The sequence below is a fragment of the Bacillus sp. 007/AIA-02/001 genome (assembly GCF_004634455.1).
Taxonomy (GTDB): Bacteria; Bacillota; Bacilli; order Bacillales; family Bacillaceae_G; genus Bacillus_A; species Bacillus_A cereus.
The window spans coordinates 91,190-104,449 of the sequence record NZ_SEIY01000002.1 but is presented as its reverse complement, the minus strand read 5'-3'; the positions used below and the strand labels follow the sequence as shown (position 1 = coordinate 104,449).

Sequence of the window (13,260 nt, the reverse complement as noted above, 5' to 3'; positions counted from 1 at the left end):
AATAATATAAACTCTTATTTTAGCAAACTCATTAGTATAAAACGTTACTATGTATCCATTATTAGATTCGTAACGATTAGCCAAAAAGCTCCCCAATTGTATACAAGTGGGGAGCTTTCCTTCATTCCTATTATAAACCTTCTGGGTTTAAAATGAGGACCACTCGTCCATCACCGAGAATCGTCGCACCAGAGAAATAGTTAGAACTCTCTGCAAAGAAGTCACCTAATGACTTTAAGACTATTTCTCTTTGACCGATAATTGTGTTTACAATAAGTCCATAGCTGCGATGTGTGTTACGAACAATTAACACAGGAACCATTTGACCATCATATGACGCAAACGCCTCATCTACTGTTTTTTCACCAAATACAGTACTTAAATGTTTCACTTCAATAATTTGATTACGATAATTTAATACATCTTTTCCTTGTAAGGATTGGATGTCTTCTCTCTTAATTCGAATTGCTTCAACGATATTTCCAAGAGGTAAAGCATAACGCTTATCATTCGTTTGAACAAGCATAGATTGAATAATAGATAACGTTAATGGAAGTTCAATTCTAAATGTACTTCCCTTTCCTTCCTCAGAATCAATAATTAAATGTCCACCTAAACTATGAATCGTATGTTTTACAACATCTAATCCGACACCGCGTCCTGAAAGATCTGATACAACTTCAGCTGTACTAAATCCCGGTTGGAAAATAAGATCAAACACTTCACGATCTGTTAATCTATTCGCATCTGCTTCAGTTACAACGCCATTTTTAATCGCTTTTTCTAATACTTTCCCTTTATTAATACCGTTTCCATCATCCGTAATTTGAATAACGACATGATTTCCACTATGAAAGGCTTCTAATTTAATCGTACCTGTCTCATTTTTACCTGCGTCACGTCGTTTTTCAACAGTTTCAATACCGTGATCGATTGCATTTCGAATTAAATGAACGAGCGGATCACCGATTTCATCAATAACAATTTTATCTACTTCAGTATCTTCACCTGTAATTTGTAAATCGATTTTTTTCCCTAAATCTTTCGCTAACATACGTACCATACGCGGGAAACGATTGAACACAGTTTCAATCGGCACCATACGCATATTTAATAGTACATTTTGAATATCTTTTGAAATATCGCCTAATCGATTTAAATGTTCAATTAGCTCCTTGTTTTGAATCGTTTGAGCCAATTCATCAATGCGCCCACGTTCAATTACACTTTCTTCAAACATATTCATTAATCTTTCGATTTTCTCTAATTGAACACGAATTGAACGATTCTCCACTTTAGCATTTTTCGTTTTTGTAGTACTTTTAGCTGGCATAGCACTTGAAGGTTGATTCGTTGCCTCTATTGGTGATTCTACCTGCGTAGCCACAGCTGGTTGTAGCTTTCCTTCTACTTGCACAACTTCTTGTGTAACGACTTTTTTAGAAGCTACTTCCTTCGATATAGGTTCTCCTTGCTTTACTTCCACTTTCTCAATTTCAGAAACATGAAGTACTACTTGTTTCAATTCTTCTATACTACAATCCGTATCCATAAATACTGTAAATTCAAATCCGAAAGCATCTGCTTCAATTTCTTCAATACTCGGAGCTGTTTTTTGTATATTCCCTACATTTTGCAATGCTTCAATACACATAATAGCACGTACCGCTTTTAAAATTGCTTGCTGTTCAACTGTTATATGCACTTCATGCGAAACTGCATCATCGGTGTCTATATGATTTTGCTCTATATGTTCCGTAGGAGTTTCTACATTGCCGTTCAATAATGCTTCTAATTTCTGTTTAGTTGAGGCTACATCAATATTGCCCATTCCACCTTGTTGCACATCTGCAACCATCTTCTCCAAATTATCAATGCACTCAAAAATCACATCAATAATATCCGCATTTACAACTATATTTCCATGACGAATTTCATCTAACACATTTTCCATCTTATGCGTTAAATCAGCCATTTCCGTAAATTCCATGCTCGCAGACATACCTTTGAATGTATGAGCGGATCGGAATATTTCTCCTACAACATCCATATCAGCAGGATTTTGTTCTAACACTAGCACATTTTCATTTAGCGACTGTAAATGTTCTTCTGACTCTTCGAAAAATATATTTAATAGATCTGTTTGCATTTTTATCCCCTACCTGTCTAACAAACATTTCATTTATGTATAACAATTTAGTGTTTTACAATGAGAAAAAAGGGGGCCACACGTCGATCCGCTATCACTGTTTTGATTCCTTGTGGCACCCCTTCTATATTAACTATTTGCTACTTTTGTTAAAGCTTCAATTACACGATCCGCTTGGAATGGCTTTACAATAAAGTCTTTTGCCCCGCCCTTAATTGCATCTAATACCATACCTTGTTGTCCCATTGCAGAACAAATAACAACCTTTGCACTTGAATCAATTTTAATAATTTCTTTTAATGCTTCAAGCCCGTCCATTTCTGGCATAGTAATATCTAATGTTACAATATCAGGTTGAAGTTCTTTATACTTTTGAATTGCTTCTACCCCATTCTCTGCTTCGCCAATAACTTCAAATTCAGCATTACTTTTTAATAAGTTTTTAATCATCGTTCGCATAAACATCGCATCGTCTACTACTAAAATTTTATGTGCCATTCTTTTTAATTCTCTCCTTCTATGTATAAATATATCTTAATATTTCACCTTATCATTCTCACTCATTATACAAAATAAAATGATAAAATTTAATATTTTTTTAAAAGAATTTTCGTGTTTTTATTATTTTATTATTAAAATAATAATATACTACTCTTTTATATAAATAACAACGCGACGGTTTTTTTCCCAGTTTTGCGGTGAATCATTTGGTACAATTGGCTTTGTGTCTGCATATCCTACCGCAGCTAGCCTTTTATCGTCCACATTATACACTTCAATTAAATGGTGAATCATATTTGCCGCTCGTGCTGAAGATAACTCCCAATTAGAAGGGAATTTCTCGTTATGAATAGGTCTACTATCTGTATGTCCCTCTACAACAATTGGGTTAGGTACGGATTGAAAAAATCCAACTAATTGACTTATTATCCCTTTCGCTTCGGGCTTAACGTTCGCATCGCCTGTATCAAATATTAAATTATCTACTATAACGACGCTTACCCCTGTATCCTCTCGATATACATTCACTTGACTAATACCATTATTATCTACATATGCTTTTAACTTCTTATATAATTCATCCATTCTCTTTTTTGAAATCATTTTTTCATCATTTTTTTCATGTGAAATATCCGGTATTGTATTTTCCATTACTTTTGCATCTACTTGCCCCGTATCACTAAACTTTTCAAGCATCTTTGACAATTTTACTGCATCTTGCTTTGATGTAGCAACTAGTAATACAAAGAAAGTTAATAATAACATCGTTAAATCTGTAAAAGTTGTCATCCAACGAGGCGATCCCTTTTGCGGTCCTTTACTCATCATACCACTCCTTGAAATATTAGGCTGCTCCTTTTACCTTTTTTACCTTTGTTTCGTATACGTATGTATCCAGTTTCAACTTTAATTTAGAAGGGATTTGTCCACGATACAATTCTGAAATTGCTTCTATTACAAACTTCTTCTCTGTATATAAATCTTCAATACCACGATATACTTTTTCCGCAAGAGGGATTGCAATCATATTCGCAAGTACAGACCCATATAATGTCGTTAACATCGCAACTGCCATTCCTGTACCAATTTGCGATGTATCTTGTAAGTTTTGGAGCATAATGATAAGACCGATTAACGTACCAATCATTCCCCAAGCTGGAGCAAAATCACCAATTTTATCTAATAATGCTGCTCCTTTTCTTAACTCATACACTTCCGTTTCAATATCTTTCAATAACACTTCTTTTAATTCATCTTCATCGTAACCGCTTAACATTAATCGAATTCCTTTTTGAATAAAAGGATTGTCTACTTGCTCTCCATCTACCTCTAAAGAAAGCAAGCCGTTCTTTTTAGACTTTTTCGAAAAATCGACAAACAAATCCGTTAACTGTTCTAAATCTTCTTCTCTTCTATGTAAAACAGTAAAAATGCTTTTCGTATATTTTTTTATTTCTCCAAATCGATATGCCACAACAATTGTCGCTGTTGTTCCCCCTATGACAATTAAAATAGATGAAATATCTAAAAAGTTTTTGAAAGCTTTTATTCCACCGCCACCAAGCATAATTGCCGCTATCACTATAATGAAACCTACTATAATGCCCACTGGGCTAGAAATATCAAACTTCCTTTTTCTTCTTTGTGGTCTAGCTAATACTTGATTTTTCTCTCCCATATTTCTGCCCTTTCCTTTCCATTTTTATATAACATTTTTTTATTTTAATAATACGTTTTCACATATAACATGTATTATACGCTTATCATCTGTTTATCGCAATATACTCATAAAATTGACACATCTCATTTCTATATTAGAATTATGGTATGAATAGATGAGGAGGATCACGATGGAACACAACATTTTACAATTCATTGCATTAGCAGAAAAACTAAAATATGAAATGCGACATAGCTGGCTTTCCAACGGACGTCAAGAAAGTGTTGCCGAACATACATGGCGGATGTCTCTAATGGCCATTTTAGTTGAACCTTATTTGGATCAAAAAGTAAGTATTGAGAAATTACTTAAAATGGTTATTATTCACGACCTAGTCGAAGCCGAAGCTGGTGATATTCCTGCTTTTGATACAATGAATAGTCACGAATTACAGCTACAAAAACAAAAAAATGAACTGGAGGCTATTTTAAATATTAAACAAACGTTAACAGGTTCTCTCGGCGAGGAATTATATGACTTATGGATGGAGTTTGAAGCGAAAGAAACGTACGAAGCAAAAGTTGCTAATGCACTCGATAAACTTGAGGTAAAAATTCAGCATAACGAAGCTGATATTGATACGTGGCTACCAATTGAACATAAAATGACGTTCCAAGTAGCAAAGCATACAAACTTTGATTCTTTCTTATCTAAATTACAAAAAATTATTGAACAAGATGGAGAAAAGAAGTTAATTGCTGCCGGCATTGATGTTGAGGCATGCAAGCAATAATGAAATAAGACACTCAACAAGAGTGTCTTATTTCATTATTGTTGATATAGCCTGCTTATAAATAAGCTGTTGTTTTCCATCCACTAAGATTAAAACTGTAAATTTATCCACTCCAACAACTTCTCCTATTATTCTAACGCCACTCTTTAAGAAAATTGTCACTGTACCTTTTTCTTCTTTTATTTGTTTATACAATTCTTCCTGTAAATGTTCCAATTACTGTCCTCTCCTTTCTGTGAAACATCTTAATATAAAAAACTATAAATTTTTTATTTATGCACTTTGTCTTTTATGTTCATAAACTTATTAATAAGTATATCTAAATCACGACTAAATAACAAAACTTTATCATGATCCAATCCGTGTCTCGCAACAAGTTGAATTAACTCTTTCTTTTTGTTTTCTATTTTATTTTTTAATTGTCCCATCTCCATCTCTATACTAAAACTCCCTTTTCCCATAATATTACTTGTAAAATTATAGTACATATTCTCTCATAAAAAAATAAGAAAATGGTTTTTTTTACAATTTTTTATTTTTTATGCCTAAATTATGAATTACGTAAAGGTTTATTTACAAATCACTAACATGCAATCCTAATGAATCTACAGGCATTTGTCTAATTATAAATGAGACTGGCTCGTTTTCTATACAAAAAACATACTGTATATAGTAGTCCATGAACCATATAGATTAACTTACTAAAAAGGAGGAAAACATATGAGTTATGGTGGAAGTTGCGCTGGTTTCGGCGGTGGATTTGCTTTGCTTATCGTACTATTCATCCTTCTAATCATCATCGGATGTAGCTGTTGGGGTGGCGGCGGATACGGATATTAATATATCCTATCCTTGAAAAATGAACTAAAAACTATAGAAAAACAGCTCAAATATGAGCTGTTTTTTTTTCATACTTTCGTATGAATTTATATCCCTCTTATTTGCGATTTCAACTAGCAACATATTGTTTACTATGGAATAAGAAACATTTTTACTAAGGGGGATTACAATGATTAGAGGTCTTTACGAAGCACATTTACCTGTCCGCAACTTAAAAGTATCAATACCTTTTTATGAATCACTAGGGCTAAAATTATATAAAAGAGGAGATAATATTGCTTTCTTTTGGATTAAAGAAAATGAGAGTTGGCTCGGCCTTTGGGAAGGCACAGAATACAAAGTGAATTATCACCCCTCTTTACGACATATCGCCTTTCAAGTAAGTTTACATGATTTAGAAAATGCGATTCATTGGCTAAATCAAAAAGGAATTTCAGCACGAAAAGACTTTGGAATGGAACCAATTGAACCGATTGTTTTTCCGGAATTAGCACATGCAGCCGTATACTTTAACGACCCTGATGGAAATAGTTTAGAATTGATTGCACAATTACCTGTTGGACTTCCCACAGCGGAAAAAGTGTATTTAAGTGAGTGGAAAGAACAAATTCAAACATCGTCATTACATAAGGATTAATCTATTTATGTCAGTTTCTTATTCCACACTTCTTAAAACAAATAAAAACTTCAATAAACTATTTTATGGGCAAACATTAAGTGTACTTGGGGATTGGTTCCATACGGTAGCTTTATTAACATTTGTCTACAGCATAACGGAATCGCCGTTTATGATCGCACTTACTTTTATAAGTAAAAGTTTACCACAGCTTCTTCTTAGTCCATTCATAGGCGGAATTGTAGATCGTTTCTCTAAAAAGAATATTATGATTTTTACCGATATTACACGGGGAATTCTAGTCCTTACATACTTACTCGCAGGCTATAAAATTGAGATTATTTTCATTGCTAATATATGTTTATCTGTACTTTCTTGTTTATTTGAACCGGCTAAACAAGCAACCCTAAAAAATATCGTACACCAAAATCATTTCGTAACTGCTAACTCTCTTTCTAGTACAATTAATGGTTTTATGTCTATTATGGGGGCTTCTTTGGGCGGAGTAATTGCACAATCTTTACATATTGAGTTCGCTTTTTTAGTAAATAGCCTATCATACTTTATTTCAGCCTATTTTATTTATAACATGAGTATTCCTGCTCATGATACTTGTAACAAGAAGAAAGCATTTTTCACTGATATAAAAGGTGGTTATACATACATATTACAAACAAAAATCATTTTAACATTAATTCTTGTCGGCATTTCATGGGGGATTATTGGAGGTGCTTATCAACTACTTCTAACGATCTATGCCGAAAAAATTTTCCATACGAACATTGGGATTTTATATACGGTTCAAGGGGCTGGGCTTATGATAGGAAGCCTTCTCGTTAATCTTTATATATCCCATAATAAAGAAAAAATGAAAAAAGTATTCGGTTGGGCCTACTTATTACAAGGAATTTTCTTTCTCGGATTCATTCTATCCGATCAACTTATTATCGGTATCATTACTTTATTCTGTATGCGCATAGCAGGAGGAATCATCGTTCCACTTGATACGACATTACTTCAAACTTACACACACGAAAATATGATAGGTAAAGTTTTTTCATTCCATTATTCCATTTACGGATCTCTTATTCAGTTATCGATGTTTTTTACAGGAGGGCTGTTAGAAATTCTTTCTCCTCAAATGATTGGCTGTTTATTAGCTACATGCTGTATTTTTGTAAGTTTTATATGGCTGTTCTTGTTTTATCGCGGGGATCTCAGTGAATAATTTAATGATAATCAATACATTTTGATCCCATTCATTATTTGTTTCCCCATAATAAAATTGTTTAAAAACACAAGTCAGATTTTTTAGTTAAAGAGCCTTATATGGCAACACTATTTGAGAAAAAACTAGATATTTATGTTAAAATACAAATAAGTTTGTGAAACATTGCACTTAAATAATAGACTTTAACTAGTTAAACTTGATTAAATAGGAGGGCTGTTTTGGGTATCACATTCTTTTTCATATGTATTATATTAGTGGCTTCTATTCTGCAAGCAAGTACAGGTTTTGGCTTTTCCATAATGGCAACCCCTTTCTTACTTATGTTATTTCTACCACAAGAAGCTATACAAATAAACATTATTTTATCTTTAATTATCTCCATTTCACTCATTTGGAAAATAAGAATGGACGTTGATTTTGTTTTACTGAAAAGGTTTATTTTTGGAAGTATAGTTGGTGTTCCTTTTGGCATTTTAATTTTCATTTCCGTTAACATAAACACTTTTAAATTAGCAGTTAGCATCCTACTCTTACTATTAACATTGTTGCTAATATGCAACGTTAAGGTTAGATCAACACAATCTAGAGATTTCATAGTTGGCGGATTATCTGGTCTTTTAACGACAAGTATCGGTATGCCAGGTCCACCCCTGTTACTTTATTTTACAGGAACTAATACTGAAAAAGAGAAGTTAAGAGCAACTACATTAGCTTTTTATCTGTTTATATATTTCATTAGTCTAGTAACTCAAATACTCTTTACTGGCACAAACAAAACCATTTGGGAATCAAGTTTTTATGCCATTCCAATTGTATTTTTAGGTTTGTTTATAGGTCAAATTATTTTTAAATGGCTTAATCAACGGATTTTTAAAATATTTACGTACATTCTTTTAAGTTGTACAGGGGGTTATCTTCTTATTGAAAGTTTGAACTTGTTATAGAAGATGCTTTAGATCGTGCAATAACAGATATGTTCAAACGAAATTATTGCTGTATTTTCCGGCGGGGTATTCCATATCAAAACTTAAATAACTTTATTGACAGTTTACAATTAGCAATAATCTTTCTTTCATAAGGAAAATATTTCAAATCAAATACTAAATAAAACGATAAAAAGCGGCTATTATGCCGCTTTTACTTACTATTGGCATTTCATTCTCATTTTCTATCACTTTTGTAAAAAATTATTAATTTTTATTTCTATGTACATGATAACAAACAAAATACCTAAGTTCAGAAAGAATAAACAACTTTCTGGCCTTAGGTATTTCTCCTTCTCAAAAAGGCAAACCTGCATCACAGGTTTGCCTCTTTACTCACTTCTTATTTAATCCTTTTTCACTTAAAAACTCTTTCATATGCATTCTTTTTTCTTTAGACATAAACGAACTCATTGATTCCGTCCATGTTACGTTTTTCTTGTTTGATGATCTTTCTTTATAATACGCGTTCATCGTTTCATCATATTCGTTTAGTAATTCATCATATTTTTGTTCATCATATCCATTTTCATGAAGAACTGCTGCTACTGGTAAACGTGGTTTAACTCCATGTTCTTCATCTGGTACACCGACTGTCATTCCGAATACAGGATATACTTTATCCGGTAAATGAAGCAGTTCACTCACTTCTCTCGGATTATTACGAATACCACCAATATAACAAATACCGTATCCTAACGATTCTGCTGCTAGTACTAAGTTTTGCGCAAAAAGTGAAGCATCTACCGTCGCAACGATAAAGTCTTCTACTCCCTCATGCTTTATCTCTGTACTATGTTTTTCACATGCAATTTCAAGTCGTTTTAAATCTGCACAACAAACAAAAAATGCTGCACAGTCCTTCACATGGCGATTTCCGGATAGCTCTGCTAGTTTAGCCTTTAATTCCTGATCTGTTACATATATAACAGAATACGCCTGTACAAAATGTGATGAAGCTGCATGTTGCGCAGCATGCACCATCTTTTCTACTACATCTTTCGGAATTGATTCTTCTTTATATTTACGAACTGAAACATGTTGCTCCATCTTATGTATGATCTCATTCATGAAAATCACTCCTTTTTTCTCTTCATAATGAAAAATTAACATATCTTTTTCAATTTTCACAACTTATAAGCACAAAAAGAGCAATTCTTTTTGAATTGCTCTTTTTTAAAACGTTTATCGATACGGTAAATGAAATTATATTTATCTTATTACGCTGTTTTCAAAACTTTAATACCTTTTACGATATTCCAAATGAAGTAGTAAATTCCTACAAGAATGAACACTGCATATGTGATAGCCATTCCAATTCCAGCACCGTCAGATTGATTGAAACCTAAACCGTACATGCCTGATACTGCTAGTCCTCCAAATAAGATTGCGTATGGGAAAACATGTGACCAAAATGCTTTTTTCGCGTGATACTTCACTTCATCTTCTGCAACAAAGTACACGATAATTGGTAGTAAAAATGGTGCAAAAAAGATACTAAAGTAACATAACGAAGATAAAATATTATTTCCTTTCATCCGATTCACCTCTAAATAGTTTTTGTTACCTTCATTATGTCAGGAAATCATTCTAGAAACTATCGCTTTACCTTTCACGAACGTGACATATTTGTAAGATTTTCCTCAAACTAAATCCCGCCTGAGTTTCAGACGGGATCACTTTCACTATATTCGATTCATAAACCAATACTGTGTAATTGCTAAATATTCTCGTACATTCGATGGAATGATGATTGGTTTCGGTGTTTTTGCCGGAAGACCTTCTAATTGTAAACCTTGTTTGGCCGCTATTTTTTTCGCTCTAAACATGTGAAAATCGTTTGTTACGATCATACCTTTTTTCATATCGGCTGGAATTAACGGTTTTGAGAATGTAATATTCTCATCTGTACTCGTAGATTTGTCCTCCATTATAATGCGGTCTTCTGCGATATTTTGTTTTATTAGTCCTTGTTTCATTGCTAATGCTTCTGAAATGTCTTCGCCTTTTCCTTGTCCTCCAGATACGATAGCGATTGTTTTCTCATGTGATTTTAAATATTCAGCTGCTTTATCAATACGATATTGCAATGAATAAGATGGTTTCGTCCCATTTACTTTCGATCCTAGTACAATTATGTAATCAGCATCGTATGTTGCATTCATATGCCCATGCTTATAAATGTGATATTGTAAAAACCCCGCATACACGGCGCAAATCATTATAACAACTAAAATGCCCTTCATTATTTTCTTCTTTCTCATATTCATATACTCCTATTTTCTTTTACTTCCTTCATGATAATATCCATTTATTTGTTTGTATACAGACAAATTCCAATAAACCCTAATTTATCCTCTGAAAGGTAATATTTATATTACTTTCGGGAATAGTAAGTACAACTTTACACGAAGGAGTGTCTCTATTGCTTCTCTTTTTATGTAACGTGTCGTTCTTTTTCATCTTATTTTTGCTATCGCTTAAGTTACTCGGTAAATCCGCGTTAGCGCAACTAACTCCTCATGATTTTGGGGCTATAATTTTTTTATCTTATTTAGCTTTCCAGGCCATACCCGTCTCTGGTGCTTTACAAGCATTTCTCGGTATGGTTGTTATCACATGTTTACATTTACTCCTTACAAAATTAAGCCTATTCAACAAACTAAATCGTTTTATTCTCGGACACCCTATCATTTTAATTAAACATGGTGATATTATTTTTGAAAACTTACAAAAAAGTAGATACCCCATTGCAGAACTGCTTTCTAATCTTCGCGTTGCAGGATATCCAAGTGTTCATGAAATTGAATACGCTATTTTAGAAGCGAACGGCGCTATTAGTATTTTACCAAAAAGAGAACTTGTACCATTAACTCCAAAAGATTTAAACATAGATGTTAAGTATGCTGGATTACCAATTGCACTTATCGTCGATTCACAAATTCAATATGATAACTTAAAGTTAATACATAAAGATGAAAAATGGTTATATAAAGAATTAAAAGAAAAAGGAATTACAAATATTAAAAACGTTGCCTTTGCTTCTGTTCAAGAAACGGATGGATCTTTTGCTATTAGTTTAAAGGAATAAGAAAATCCCCTTAATTGCTTAAGGGGATTTTTTATCATATCGCTTCTTTCTCTCCTGCCATATTTAATGGAACAGGATGTTTCATACGATTCATCGTAAATACGATAATCGCTGTCATTACTTCTGCAACTGGCATAACGAGCCAAATTCCATTTATACCAAATAGTTTCGGCATAATCCATAACAATGGAATAATAAATAGTAATCCTCGGCTCATTATAATAAGTACTGATTTCTTCGTTTGTCGCACTGATTGGAAGTACTCTCCATACACAATGTTATAACCTAAAAATACGTATTGGATAAAGAATAAACTAATACCTGTTAAGGTTAACTCCAATAATTCTGGAGATTGAACATCAAATAAACCAATGATATATTTCCCGAAGAATAATCCGACAATTATCGCAACGCCTCCAAGGACAACTGCAATTTTCACAGCAAACTTCAATCCTTCACGAAGTCTCTCTGATAAATTTGCCCCGTAATGGAAACTAGCAATTGGCTGTAATGCTGCTCCAACACCAAAGAATAATAGTAATGTCATTGCATGAATACTATTCACCATCGCATAGGAAGCTACTCCTACTTCTCCTGCATATTGGACAAATGCGATATTAAAACCAATCGTTACGATTGCAACCGTACTTTCTGCTGTAAAACTTGGGAAACCAATCACCATAATTTGTTTGACAGTATCCCATTCAAAATGAAATTTCGTCCACTTTAAAATACTACTTTTTCTAAAGAAATGAGTTAATAATACAAGGAAACCAATCGCTGCCGAAAGAATAGTCGCTGAGGCAGCACCTGTTACGCCCCATCCAAAGATAAAAATAAAGATATAGTCAAACACTATATTTAATACAGCCGTTACAACAAGACCAGCCATTGCTAAATTAGGATTTCCATCATTTCGTATAAATGTACTTAAAATATTTTCTAAAACGTATATCATTCCAAATGTTAATAATACGTGTAAATAGTCTAACGCATATGGTAGAATCACTTCGTTTGCACCAAATAAGTATGCTAAATCTTCTATTCTCCATAAACAAATCGCTGCTAAAATCCCTACGATAACAACTGCTACCGTCATTGATTGAGTAAAAATAGACCTTGCTCTTTCTCGTTTATTTTCACCTAATGCAATGGAGTATAACGTTGCCCCGCCCATTCCGATCCATAATGAAATAGAGAAGAAAATCGAAAAGGCTGGAATAGCCACGTTCACTCCTGCTAAACCGTTCGCCCCAACTCCTCTACTAATCATAACCGCGTCAATTACAATATTCACTGACATTAATACCATTCCAAGAACTGCTGGTATTAAATAAGAAATAAATAAGCTTTTAATTGGTTTTTCTCTTAATTTTTCTGTTGCTTCCATACTCTA

17 protein-coding genes are annotated in these 13,260 nt (G+C 33.2%); 6 read left to right on the top strand and 11 right to left on the bottom strand.

What is annotated here, in order from left to right:
- Positions 1 to 130 precede the first annotated feature (130 nt).
- From ES895_RS05970 to ES895_RS05955, 4 genes are all read right to left on the bottom strand, one after another.
- Positions 131 to 2,149 (bottom strand): chemotaxis protein CheA, encoded by a 2,019-nt coding sequence (locus ES895_RS05970; RefSeq protein WP_001192610.1) that lies wholly within the window; start codon positions 2,147 to 2,149, stop codon positions 131 to 133.
- A 129-nt stretch (positions 2,150 to 2,278) separates the two neighbouring features.
- Complete coding sequence (locus tag ES895_RS05965; RefSeq protein WP_000940568.1) at positions 2,279 to 2,647, bottom strand: response regulator; 369 nt, start codon at positions 2,645 to 2,647, stop codon at positions 2,279 to 2,281.
- Positions 2,648 to 2,797: 150 nt separating this feature from the next.
- Positions 2,798 to 3,475: an OmpA family protein gene (locus tag ES895_RS05960; RefSeq protein ID WP_000033627.1), complete on the bottom strand. Its 678-nt coding sequence runs from the start codon at positions 3,473 to 3,475 to the stop codon at positions 2,798 to 2,800.
- Between the two features lie 19 nt (positions 3,476 to 3,494).
- The gene (locus ES895_RS05955) at positions 3,495 to 4,328 is read right to left on the bottom strand and encodes a flagellar motor protein MotP (RefSeq protein ID WP_000504185.1); all 834 of its coding nucleotides are present in this window, start codon (positions 4,326 to 4,328) and stop codon (positions 3,495 to 3,497) included.
- Between the two features lie 172 nt (positions 4,329 to 4,500).
- On the opposite strand from ES895_RS05955, the gene ES895_RS05950 reads away from it, so the two are divergent.
- Positions 4,501 to 5,103: an HD domain-containing protein gene (locus ES895_RS05950; RefSeq protein ID WP_135238193.1), complete on the top strand. Its 603-nt coding sequence runs from the start codon at positions 4,501 to 4,503 to the stop codon at positions 5,101 to 5,103.
- 27 nt (positions 5,104 to 5,130) lie between these two features.
- Here ES895_RS05950 and hfq read toward each other — a convergent pair whose 3' ends face one another.
- Positions 5,131 to 5,319, bottom strand: coding sequence for an RNA chaperone Hfq (gene hfq, locus ES895_RS05945; protein ID WP_000400664.1), 189 nt, complete (start codon positions 5,317 to 5,319; stop codon positions 5,131 to 5,133).
- A 53-nt stretch (positions 5,320 to 5,372) separates the two neighbouring features.
- The gene (locus tag ES895_RS05940) at positions 5,373 to 5,591 is read right to left on the bottom strand and encodes an aspartyl-phosphate phosphatase Spo0E family protein (protein WP_000291688.1); all 219 of its coding nucleotides are present in this window, start codon (positions 5,589 to 5,591) and stop codon (positions 5,373 to 5,375) included.
- Positions 5,592 to 5,823: 232 nt separating this feature from the next.
- Between ES895_RS05940 and ES895_RS05935 the strand changes: the two genes are divergently transcribed.
- A complete protein-coding gene (locus ES895_RS05935) occupies positions 5,824 to 5,943 on the top strand; it encodes a YjcZ family sporulation protein (protein ID WP_000120179.1) in 120 nt (39 codons plus the stop codon).
- A gap of 24 nt (positions 5,944 to 5,967) precedes the next feature.
- On the opposite strand, the gene ES895_RS30185 is transcribed toward ES895_RS05935, so the two are convergent.
- Positions 5,968 to 6,066: a Rho termination factor N-terminal domain-containing protein gene (locus tag ES895_RS30185; protein WP_135238192.1), complete on the bottom strand. Its 99-nt coding sequence runs from the start codon at positions 6,064 to 6,066 to the stop codon at positions 5,968 to 5,970.
- A gap of 46 nt (positions 6,067 to 6,112) precedes the next feature.
- Here ES895_RS30185 and ES895_RS05925 point away from each other — a divergent pair, with 46 nt between their 5' ends.
- The 3 genes from ES895_RS05925 to ES895_RS05915 all read left to right on the top strand — a co-directional run bounded on the left by ES895_RS05925 (position 6,113) and on the right by ES895_RS05915 (position 8,734).
- Entirely contained in the window at positions 6,113 to 6,580 is a 468-nt protein-coding gene (locus tag ES895_RS05925) for a VOC family protein (protein ID WP_000617953.1), read from the top strand.
- 7 nt (positions 6,581 to 6,587) lie between these two features.
- The gene (locus tag ES895_RS05920; RefSeq protein WP_000117062.1) at positions 6,588 to 7,787 is read left to right on the top strand and encodes an MFS transporter; all 1,200 of its coding nucleotides are present in this window, start codon (positions 6,588 to 6,590) and stop codon (positions 7,785 to 7,787) included.
- Between the two features lie 221 nt (positions 7,788 to 8,008).
- Complete coding sequence (locus tag ES895_RS05915) at positions 8,009 to 8,734, top strand: sulfite exporter TauE/SafE family protein (RefSeq protein ID WP_000513081.1); 726 nt, start codon at positions 8,009 to 8,011, stop codon at positions 8,732 to 8,734.
- A gap of 375 nt (positions 8,735 to 9,109) precedes the next feature.
- Here ES895_RS05915 and nfsA read toward each other — a convergent pair whose 3' ends face one another.
- The 3 genes from nfsA to ES895_RS05900 form a co-directional block, all read right to left on the bottom strand.
- A complete protein-coding gene (gene nfsA, locus ES895_RS05910; protein ID WP_135238191.1) occupies positions 9,110 to 9,844 on the bottom strand; it encodes an oxygen-insensitive NADPH nitroreductase in 735 nt (244 codons plus the stop codon).
- A gap of 149 nt (positions 9,845 to 9,993) precedes the next feature.
- The gene (locus ES895_RS05905) at positions 9,994 to 10,311 is read right to left on the bottom strand and encodes a magnetosome magnetite crystal formation protein family (protein WP_000678055.1); all 318 of its coding nucleotides are present in this window, start codon (positions 10,309 to 10,311) and stop codon (positions 9,994 to 9,996) included.
- A gap of 147 nt (positions 10,312 to 10,458) precedes the next feature.
- Positions 10,459 to 11,037, bottom strand: coding sequence for a YdcF family protein (locus ES895_RS05900; protein ID WP_001227676.1), 579 nt, complete (start codon positions 11,035 to 11,037; stop codon positions 10,459 to 10,461).
- Between the two features lie 161 nt (positions 11,038 to 11,198).
- Between ES895_RS05900 and ES895_RS05895 the strand changes: the two genes are divergently transcribed.
- Entirely contained in the window at positions 11,199 to 11,864 is a 666-nt protein-coding gene (locus ES895_RS05895) for a DUF421 domain-containing protein (RefSeq protein ID WP_000923922.1), read from the top strand.
- A gap of 34 nt (positions 11,865 to 11,898) precedes the next feature.
- Here the strand turns inward: ES895_RS05895 and ES895_RS05890 are convergent, their stop codons facing one another.
- Positions 11,899 to 13,254, bottom strand: a complete 1,356-nt coding sequence (locus tag ES895_RS05890; RefSeq protein ID WP_000388390.1) for an MATE family efflux transporter — start codon at positions 13,252 to 13,254, stop codon at positions 11,899 to 11,901.
- Positions 13,255 to 13,260 lie beyond the last annotated feature (6 nt).

Coding starts and splice junctions, on each gene's coding strand:
- ES895_RS05970 (WP_001192610.1), bottom strand. CDS start 2,149: ATGCAAACAGATCTATTAAATATATTTTTCGAAGAGTCAGAAGAACAT.
- ES895_RS05965 (WP_000940568.1), bottom strand. CDS start 2,647: ATGGCACATAAAATTTTAGTAGTAGACGATGCGATGTTTATGCGAACG.
- ES895_RS05960 (WP_000033627.1), bottom strand. CDS start 3,475: ATGAGTAAAGGACCGCAAAAGGGATCGCCTCGTTGGATGACAACTTTT.
- ES895_RS05955 (WP_000504185.1), bottom strand. CDS start 4,328: ATGGGAGAGAAAAATCAAGTATTAGCTAGACCACAAAGAAGAAAAAGG.
- ES895_RS05950 (WP_135238193.1), top strand. CDS start 4,501: ATGGAACACAACATTTTACAATTCATTGCATTAGCAGAAAAACTAAAA.
- ES895_RS05940 (WP_000291688.1), bottom strand. CDS start 5,591: ATGTACTATAATTTTACAAGTAATATTATGGGAAAAGGGAGTTTTAGT.
- ES895_RS05935 (WP_000120179.1), top strand. CDS start 5,824: ATGAGTTATGGTGGAAGTTGCGCTGGTTTCGGCGGTGGATTTGCTTTG.
- ES895_RS30185 (WP_135238192.1), bottom strand. CDS start 6,066: ATGTTGCTAGTTGAAATCGCAAATAAGAGGGATATAAATTCATACGAA.
- ES895_RS05925 (WP_000617953.1), top strand. CDS start 6,113: ATGATTAGAGGTCTTTACGAAGCACATTTACCTGTCCGCAACTTAAAA.
- ES895_RS05920 (WP_000117062.1), top strand. CDS start 6,588: ATGTCAGTTTCTTATTCCACACTTCTTAAAACAAATAAAAACTTCAAT.
- nfsA (WP_135238191.1), bottom strand. CDS start 9,844: ATGAATGAGATCATACATAAGATGGAGCAACATGTTTCAGTTCGTAAA.
- ES895_RS05905 (WP_000678055.1), bottom strand. CDS start 10,311: ATGAAAGGAAATAATATTTTATCTTCGTTATGTTACTTTAGTATCTTT.
- ES895_RS05900 (WP_001227676.1), bottom strand. CDS start 11,037: ATGAGAAAGAAGAAAATAATGAAGGGCATTTTAGTTGTTATAATGATT.
- ES895_RS05890 (WP_000388390.1), bottom strand. CDS start 13,254: ATGGAAGCAACAGAAAAATTAAGAGAAAAACCAATTAAAAGCTTATTT.